At 59.1% G+C, this 8,965-nt stretch carries 5 protein-coding genes and 1 tRNA gene; 2 read left to right on the top strand and 4 right to left on the bottom strand.

The features are described 5' to 3' along the window. Nucleotides 1-171: 171 nt before the first annotated feature. Nucleotides 172-807, top strand: coding sequence for a BRCT domain-containing protein (locus AC07W0_RS24795; protein ID WP_102618927.1), 636 nt, complete (start codon nt 172-174; stop codon nt 805-807). 180 nt (nt 808-987) lie between these two features. Here the strand turns inward: AC07W0_RS24795 and AC07W0_RS24790 are convergent. The 4 genes from AC07W0_RS24790 to AC07W0_RS24775 form a co-directional block, all read right to left on the bottom strand. Further along, a tRNA-Thr gene (locus AC07W0_RS24790) sits at nt 988-1,063 on the bottom strand. A gap of 130 nt (nt 1,064-1,193) precedes the next feature. After that, nucleotides 1,194-2,570: an HlyD family type I secretion periplasmic adaptor subunit gene (locus tag AC07W0_RS24785; protein ID WP_026140219.1), complete on the bottom strand. Its 1,377-nt coding sequence runs from the start codon at nt 2,568-2,570 to the stop codon at nt 1,194-1,196. Then, nucleotides 2,560-4,713 (bottom strand): type I secretion system permease/ATPase, encoded by a 2,154-nt coding sequence (locus AC07W0_RS24780; protein WP_102618928.1) that lies wholly within the window; start codon nt 4,711-4,713, stop codon nt 2,560-2,562. The genes AC07W0_RS24785 and AC07W0_RS24780 overlap by 11 nt, the downstream gene beginning before the upstream one ends. Before the next feature lie 46 nt (nt 4,714-4,759). Continuing rightward, entirely contained in the window at nt 4,760-6,112 is a 1,353-nt protein-coding gene (locus tag AC07W0_RS24775) for a TolC family outer membrane protein (RefSeq protein ID WP_017848528.1), read from the bottom strand. Nucleotides 6,113-6,459: 347 nt separating this feature from the next. Here AC07W0_RS24775 and AC07W0_RS24770 point away from each other — a divergent pair. Beyond that, on the top strand, nt 6,460-8,965 hold a 2,506-nt coding region (locus AC07W0_RS24770), incomplete at its 3' end, for a retention module-containing protein (RefSeq protein ID WP_495029340.1).

Here is an 8,965-nt window from a genome sequence, read left to right as displayed (position 1 = left end):
CCCTTAACCCCCCCTCCCTCCGTCGGGGTCTGGACCAACAAGGAGGGGACGGATTTATTTTCTTGATCAAAAATGGGGTACCGCACGTAGGAGTACTAGGTTTGAACACAACATTTCCTCAATTGGTAATGCTTCAGCGCTAAGTCAATAAACACCCGAAGGAATCTCGTAATGGACCTACACAATGAGTTCGAAAACAGCAAATTCTTCCATCGTTCCCGCATTGATCAACGCGCTGCCGATGCCTTGGTGGGGTTGGCCGCTGGGATTACGGCGGACGGTGTCGTGAACACCAACGAAGCGCTTTTTCTAAAGCAATGGTTGGAAAACAATCTCGCCCATCTGAATGACCCGGTGATCAATCTGCTGTATTCGCGTTTGGCATCGATGCTTCAGGACAATGCTCTGGACCCGGATGAGTCTCTTGAGCTGCTTAACATTCTGCGTAGTTTTTCTGGAGTGGGCATTGAGAGATCGAAGGTCGGCGGAGCTGTTGCTCCTACGGACCTTCCGTTCAATTCGCCAGCCCCTGATTTGATATGGGATGGCCGAATGTTTGTATTTACAGGCGTCATGGCCTTTGGGCCACGCAAAGATTGTCAGGCATTGGTCGAGGAGCGTGGCGGTTTGATTGGGGGCGGGGTGAGTAAGAAGGTGCATTACCTAGTGGTCGGCAGCGTGGGTAATGAGCAGTGGCGCCACAGTACCTACGGAACGAAGATCATGAAGGCAGTGGAGCTGCGGGAGGCGGGTGCTTCGATTGCCATTGTTGGTGAGGATCACTGGCAAAAGATGCTGTTTGGGTGAGGTTGCTTCGGTCGTGGTGTTCTAAGAAAGGCTGCCCGTTGTCTTGGCCGAAAGATTGTCATTGGGTTTGACGGCCTCATCGCGAGCAAGCTCGCTCCTACAGGTTTTCAGGGGTGGACGAAAGATGGACGTTTCAGAAACAACAAAGCCCTCACATTTCTGTGAGGGCTTTGTTTTGTATGGTGCCGGCACCAGGAGTCGAACCCGGGACCTACTGATTACAAGTCAGTTGCTCTACCAACTGAGCTATACCGGCGTGTTAGGGCGACGATTATAGCGATTGAAAAAGTTCTGTAAACCCCTGAAATCTGACTATTTTTGCGAAAACCCAAGTTTTCGTCCTTCGCCCTGCATTTACCCGCTTCTCCCGCAGCCAAATGCCCCTATCAGCGCTCGTGCATGGCCTCTGCGCGGGATTTGATGATTGGCTTGAGCAGGTAGCTCAAGATGCTCTTCTTGCCGGTGATGATGTCCACAGAGGCCACCATGCCGGGGATGATCAGCAGGGGTTTGTCGTCGGTGCCGAGGTGGCTGCGGTCGGTGCGCAGTTTGATGACGTAGAAGGTGTTTTTCTTCTCTTCATCCATCACGGTGTCGGCGCCGATCTGTTCGAGTTTGCCTTTGAGGCCGCCGTAGATGGTGTAGTCGTAGGCGGTGAATTTGATCATTGCTTCCTGGCCGGGGTGGAGGAAGGCGATGTCTTGCGGGCGGATCTTGGCTTCTACCAGCAAGGTGTCGTCCAGCGGTACGACTTCGGCGATGTCGCTGCCGGGCTGGATCACGCCGCCCACGGTGTTGACCAGCATTTGCTTGACGATACCGCGCACGGGGGAGGTGACCATGGTGCGGCTGACGCGGTCTTCCAGGCCTTTGGAGGTGGCTTGGGCCTTGCTCAGGTTGGTGCGCGCTTCGTTCAGTTGAGCCAACGCTTCGCTGCGGAATTTGCCGCGGGTCTCGTCGATTTTGCGTTGCACTTCGTTGATGGCGGCCTGGGCGCGGGGGATGGCCAGGGTGGTGCCATCGAGCATGCCGCGGGTTTCCACTTCGGAGCGTTTGAGGCGCAGCACTTCTACCGGCGAGACCGCGCCCTGTTGTACCAGCGGTTCGGACATGCCGATCTCCTGGCGCAGCAGGTTCAGGCTGTTGCGGTATTGGTCCTGCTTGGAGGCGAATTCACGCAGTTCCTGCTGGCGTTGCAGCAGTTGTTGTTGCAGCCCGCCGATTTCGTCCGACAGTTGCTGGCGTCGGCTCAGGTACAGCGACTCTTCGTTCGACGCCTGGTTGGGCACGGCTTTGCGCGCGTCTTCGGTAATGTTCAGCGGGCGATTTTCGACTTCGGCGCTGAGACGCTCCACACGCAGTTCCATGGCCACGCGGTCGGCTTCGGTTTCGTCGACGTTGGAGGCAAAGCGTGTGTCGTCCAGGCGTACCAGCGGCGCACCGGCGTCGACGATTTGGCCTTCATGCACGTAGATCTGGGCGACGATGCCGCCTTCCAGGTTCTGGATTTTCTGGATGCGCGAGGAGGGGATCGCTTTGCCTTCGCCTTTGGTCACTTCATCGATGATCGCAAAGTGCGCCCACAGTATCAGGAACACGAAGAAGCCGATCACGCCCCAAATGGTCAGGCGCACGATGCGCGGGGCGTCGTCGACCAGGGCTTTTTCGACTTCGGGCAAGGGCTGGTCTTCGAGCGAGTCAGTGCCTCTGAAATAGCCGAAGATGACGTCTTTCAAACGGCGTGGGCCGGATTTAAGCAACACTGATCTGCCCCTTTTTCAGCGCTTCCATGACGGCCGCTTTTGGACCGTCCGCGAGTATCTGGCCACGGTCGATCACCAGCAGGCGATCCACCAGGCTCAATAGCGAGGCGCGGTGGGTGACCAGAATCACCGTCTTGTTTTCGATCACTGACTGCAAGCGCTGTTTCAGGCGCTCTTCGCCGGTGTTGTCCATGGCGCTGGTCGGTTCGTCCAGCAGCAGGATCGGTGGGTTCAGTAGTAACGCACGGGCGAGGGCGACGTTTTGTCGCTGGCCGCCGGAGAGGTTTTGCCCGCGTTCGCCCACTTGCAGTTCGTAGCCTTGCGGATGCAGCCTGGCAAATTCATGCACGCCGGCCAGTTCTGCGGCTTGCAGCACCATTTCGTCGTCCACGTAGCGCGCACCCGATACGAGGTTGTCGCGTAAGGTGCCGGCCAGCAGTTGGATGTCCTGGGCCACGTAGCCGATGTTGTGGCGCAATTCGCTGACATCGATCTGGCGAATGTCCACGCCATCGACCAGCAACGAGCCCGAATCCGGCTGGTAAAGACCGACCAGCAGTTTGGCCAGCGAGCTTTTGCCCGAGCCGCTGCGCCCGATGATGCCGATCTTCTCGCCCGCCCGCACATTCAGGTTGATGCCGCGCAGCGCCAGGTTTTGTTGGTTCGGGTAGGTGAAGTCGACTTCGCGGAACGTCATCGCGCCTTGCAGCGCCTTGCGGCTGAGCGGGCGTTCGTCGTAGTTGCGTTCTTGCGGCAACTCCATCATCTGGTCGACCGAGACCATCGTCACCTTGGCTTGCTGGTAGCGCGTCAGCAGCCCCGACAGTTGCGCCAACGGGCCCAGTGCGCGACCGCTGAGCATGTAGCAGGCAACGAGGCCGCCCATGCTGAGGGCGCCATCAATGATCTGGTACACGCCGAAAATGATCATCGCCACGCCGGCCACTTGCTGGATCAGCAAGGTGATGTTCATGGCCAGGCCCGACAACACCTTGACCCGCAGTTCCAGGCGGCTGAGGGTGCCAATGGTCTGTTCCCATTGATACTGGCGCTCGCTTTCTGCGTTATTGACCTTGACCGCATCGAGCCCGGCGAGGGTTTCGATCAGGCTCGACTGGCGCTCGGCGCCCAGGGCCATGGTGCGCTCCAGTGTCGCAGTCAGCGGTTTCTGGAGCATGTGGCCGATACCCAGGGCCAGCGGGAAGGCGATGATTGGAATCCACACCAGGTGGCCGCCGAGCATGGCGATCACCACCAGGATGATCAGGGTGAACGGCAGGTCGATCAGGCTCGCGAGGGTCAGCGAGGTGAGGAAGTCGCGCATCCCCTGGAATTCATGGATGTTCTGCGCAAAGCTGCCGACCCGCGCCGGGCGCACTTTCATGGCCATGCCCACGATGCGCTCGAACAGCGTCGCGGAGATGATCAGGTCGGTTTTTTTGCCCGCCAGGTCCAGGCATAAACTGCGCAGGCTCTTGAGCAGCAGATCGAACAGGTACGCGCCGCAGATACCGATGGCCAGCACCCACAAGGTGGCTGTGGCCTGGTTGGGGACTACGCGGTCATACACGTTCATCACAAACAGCGGTGCGGCCAGGGCGATCAGGTTGATCACCAGGCTCGCGGCGATTGCGTCGGCGTAGAGCCAGCGCGAGCGCTTGAGGGTGTCTCGGAACCACGAGCGTGCGCGCGGGATCAGCGTGCCGCTGGTGATGTCAAATTTATGCTGCGGTTGGGCGAAAAATACCCGACCGCTGTAATCCTGACTCAAGGTTTCACGGCTGACCTGTACTTCGCCGCCGTCGCTTTCGCTGAGCAGCAGTCGCGCCGTGTCGCCTTCCCAGCCCAACAGCACCGCGCTGCGCCCTTCCTTGAGCAGCAGCATGGCGGGCAGTGCGATGGATGGAATCTGTTCCAGCTTGCGCTGCAGCAACCGCCCCTGCAACCCCGCCCGAGCGGCTGCACGCGGCAGCAACTCGGCGCTCAGGCGCTGGGCCGCGAGTGGCAGCCCAGTGGTCAGCATTGCGCGGCTGGCGGGTTTGTAATGCAGTGAGCAGAGTGTCAACAACCCGTCCAGCAAGGGGTCGTCATGCTGACTGCGCGGGTCATGGTTGAGTTGCGCCACACCTATTTCAGAATCCAAGCTGACTCTCTCTTACTGCAGTTGAGTGGTCCAACGCCGTCAAGAATCAGTTCATCCCTGGCAGGTTTACCGACGGTTTAATATCGTTCTGCACAACCGATGCCATCGGCGCTACCACGCCCTGACTTCTCAGCAGTTGGCCCATGTCGGCCTTGATTCGATACTGCGTGTAGATCTGCAGGTTTTTGATCTGCGCCAGACGCTGCTGAGCGGTGAACAGTTCATTCTCGCTGTCGAGCAAGTCGAGCAGTGTACGCTCACCGAGGCTGAACTGCTGTTGATACGAGGTACGTACTCGCGTGCTGCGGTCCACGTATTCCTGCGCGATCGGCACCTGCTGGGTGGCGTTGTTGTAGGCGTTCCACGCCAGGCCCAGCTCTTCGTTCAGCTGACGCAGGGCGTTGTTGCGGATGTCCAGCGCCTGGGAGGCCTGGGAAGCCTTGGACTGCAGGTTGGCCTTGTCGGTGCCGCCGTTGAACAGGTTGAACTGCATGTTCAGCATGGCGGAATAGCTGTTGTCATGGCCTGGGTCGCCGGCGATGTTGTCGTTGGCCGAACGTTGCAGCACCGCATCGAAGCGCGGGTAGAAGGTCGACTTGGCGGATTCGTACTGCTTTTCAGCGGCGGTGATATCCGATTCGGCAGAGCGCAATACCGGGCTGTCGGCAATCATCTGGCGGCGTGCTTCATCCAGGCTGGCTGGCAGCAAGGTCACGATGCCCGCTGGCTTTTCCAGTTGGTCAGGCTCTTGGCCGACAACGCTCATGTAGTTGGTATTGGCGTCAGCCAGGTTGGTCTGTTCGGTGATCAGGTTGTTTCGAGCCTGAGCCAGACGGGCTTCGGCCTGGTCCATGTCCGCCATTCTTCCGACGCCACGGCTGGTGCGCAATTTGATCTGGTCAAAAATGCGTTCGTGGCTTTTCAGGTTCTCTTCTGCCAGTTGCACCATCTCGCGACGGGTCAAGACATCCAGATAAACCTGGGCGACCGTCAGGGCGGTGCGCTCGGTCGTGTTGAGCAACGCATAACCGCGGGAATTGGCAGTGGCTTGTTGGCGGCCTACTTCATTTTGGGTGCCAAAACCCTGGAACAGGTTTTGCTGCAGACGAATGGTCGATTCGCCGCGGTTCATGGTTTTCCAATCGTGGCTGTTGCTGGCGGCGCGGGTGGTGGTGTTGTCCGAGCGTTCACGGCCATAACCGCCCAGCAAGTCGACTTTAGGCAAGTAGCCGCCTTTGGCTGCGTCGACTTGGTAGTCAGCAGCAATGCGCGCATTGACACCCGCTTGGATCTCCGGATGGACTTCCACCGCTTTCTGCATCGCCTCTGTCAGGGTTTGAGCCTGTACGAAACTGGCGGCTAGAGCAAAAGGCAAAGCTTTGAATAAGTGCAAACGCATTGTGATTCTTCCCTGGGGATTGGTTGCCTGGAAAACCGCAACAAACTTTAAATAGTGCATTGGATTGGCAACCGAAATCACTGCTTGTCATGAGTGCTGGACGGTGCAAACAGAAAGTCGCGATGCCGTGTAAATATCAATGTGACATTACCGGGCGGATTGTTTAGGATGGCGCCAAATAGGTCAATACCTTGACGGAAAAGTAATTCGTCGAGCAAAACACCAAAATATTGACGCCAAATTTTTTACATGGGTTTAACGTACTCCAGCTATTGAATCGGCACTAGAGAGAAAGGCCGGTCTCCATGATGGATGCCCCCTGAACGGTAATACACGGAGAGTCTTTTATGAGCAGCGTTGCGGTCGTCAAAAGCATTGTCGGTCAAGTGTTTGCGGTATCCCCGGAAGGGATTCGTCGCCTGCTGGTAGAAGGGGATCGTTTGTTTGCAGGGGAGCAGGTGGAAACCGGTCCTGCCGGCTCCGTGTCGCTGGAGCTTGCCGATGGCCGCACCCTTGACCTGGGGCGCGACACGCAATGGAGCGCGAACACGCCTGACTCAGTGACCGACCTGAGTGCCGCCACTGCCCAGGAAGCACCCTCTGTTGCCGAACTGCAGCAAGCCATCGCTGCCGGTGCCGACCCGACCCAAGACCTTGAAGCCACTGCTGCCGGCCCGACTGCCGCTGGCGCGGACGGCGCCGTGGGCGGTGGCCACAGCTTTGTCGTGCTGGAGGCCACCGCAGGCACGGTTGACCCTACTATCGGTTATCCAACGAACGGCTTGAATGCCGCTGATGCCGCGACCGGCCTGTTCACTGCCGCTGCCGATAACAGCCTCGATCCGCGCAGCGTCACCATCACCTTGACCGCCACGCCGAGCATCACCGAAGCCGGCGGCGTCGTGGTTTACACCGTGTTTGTCACCCAGGCGCCGACCAGTGACCTGACCGTCACCTTGTCCAACGGCTTGTCTGTCGTGGTCCCCGCCGGCCAGACCGCGGGCGCGCTGAACGTCACGTTCGCGGGCAATGACACGCCTTACCTGGATGCCTCGTCGATCTCCGCCACCATCACCGGCACGTCCGGCGGCGGCAACCTGATCATCACCACCGACCCGGCGCCGGCGGTTACGCAGATCAATGACACCATCGACACCACCACCGTCACGCTGAGCGCGAACGCGTCGGTCGATGAGGGCGGCAAGATCGTCTATACCGCGACCGTGAACAACGCCGCGCAGACCGACGTCACCATCACGCTGTCCAACAACACCACCATCACCATCGAAGCCGGTAAAACCACGGGCACCGTCAGCGTCGATACGCCGGCAAACCTGGCCGACGGCAAAGACCTGAGCGTCAGCGCCACCATTACCGGTGCAAGCGGCGGTAACTACGAAAACCTGGCGATCAACCCGGAAGCCGCCACTACCACCGTGATCGCTGTCGACAACCCGAGCGTGCTGGTCGCAGACACCAACACGGTTGCCGAGGAGCAAGTCGCCACTGGCAACGTGCTGAGCAATGACAGCGACATCGACAACGTGCTGACCGTCGCGACGTTCACCGTTGGCGGCACCACGTATAACGCAGGCCAAACCGCCATTGTCGAAGGTGTCGGTACCGTCACCATCGGTGCGGATGGTGCGTATGCGTTTACCCCGGTCAAGGATTACAACGGTGAAGTGCCGCAAATTGGCTACACCACCAATACCGGTTCGAGCAGCACGCTGGACGTGACGGTGACGCCGGTTAACGATGCGCCGGTGGCAGTGGTGGTCGCAGCGAACGGAGCTGAAGATCCGGCCCAGGGCATTGCGGTCAAACTGAGTGCGACCGATGGGGATGGCTTGGCGAACGTGAAATCGTTCACTGTCGGCACGCCAACCAATGGCACGTTCTACACCGACGCGGCCATGACCAAACCGGTGACCGGCTCGATCGACGCGGTCAACGGCGAAGCCACGATTTACTTCAAGCCGAACGAAAACTTCAACGGCACCGCGAATTTCACCTATACCGCGACCGACAGCGGCAACGCTGACGGCAGCAACCCGCTGACCTCTGCTCCGGCTAACGGCACTGTCACTGTGACGGCGGTCAACGATGCACCAGAAGCGATCGCGACCACTGCAACCGGGACTGAAGATCCAAGCGTAGGCATTGCGGTCAAGCTGAGCGCGACCGATGTGGATGGCCTGGCGAACGTGAAATCGTTCACCGTCGGCGAGTCGGCCAACGGCACGTTCTACACCGACGCTGCCATGACCAAGCCGGTGACTGGCGCGATTGACGCGGTCAATGGCGAAGCCACCGTGTACTTCAAGCCGAACGAAAACTTCAACGGCACCGCGAACTTCACCTATACCGCGACCGACAGCGGCAACGCGGATGGCAGCAACCCGCTGACCTCTGCGCCGGCTAACGGCACTGTCACTGTGACGGCGGTCAACGACGCGCCTGAGGCTGTGGCGACCACTGCGACGGGCTCTGAAGATTCGGCCCAGGGTATTGAAGTCAAGCTTTCGGCCACCGACGTAGACGGCGTGGACAACGTGAAATCGTTCACTGTCGGCACGCCAACCAATGGCACGTTCTACACCGATGCTGCCATGACCAAACCGGTGACTGGCTCGATTGATGCGGTCAATGGCGAAGCGACTGTTTACTTCAAACCGAACGAAAACTTCAACGGCACGGCGAACTTCACCTATACCGCGACCGACAGTGGCAATGCTGATGGCACCAACCCGCTGACTTCGACCCCAGCTAACGGCACTATCACTGTCACTGCGGTGAACGATGCGCCGGTGGCTGTGGCGACCACTGCGACCGGTTCTGAAGATCCGGCCC

The organism is Pseudomonas sp. GW704-F2 (assembly GCF_059423025.1).
Note: the sequence above shows the minus strand (reverse complement) of the source record. Positions and strands in the feature narration are given on the sequence as shown.

What these genes read in the sequence shown, in the direction of transcription:
- AC07W0_RS24795 (WP_102618927.1), top strand. Translation starts at nt 172, where the DNA reads ATGGACCTACACAATGAGTTCGAAAACAGCAAATTCTTCCATCGTTCC.
- AC07W0_RS24775 (WP_017848528.1), bottom strand. Translation starts at nt 6,112, where the DNA reads ATGCGTTTGCACTTATTCAAAGCTTTGCCTTTTGCTCTAGCCGCCAGT.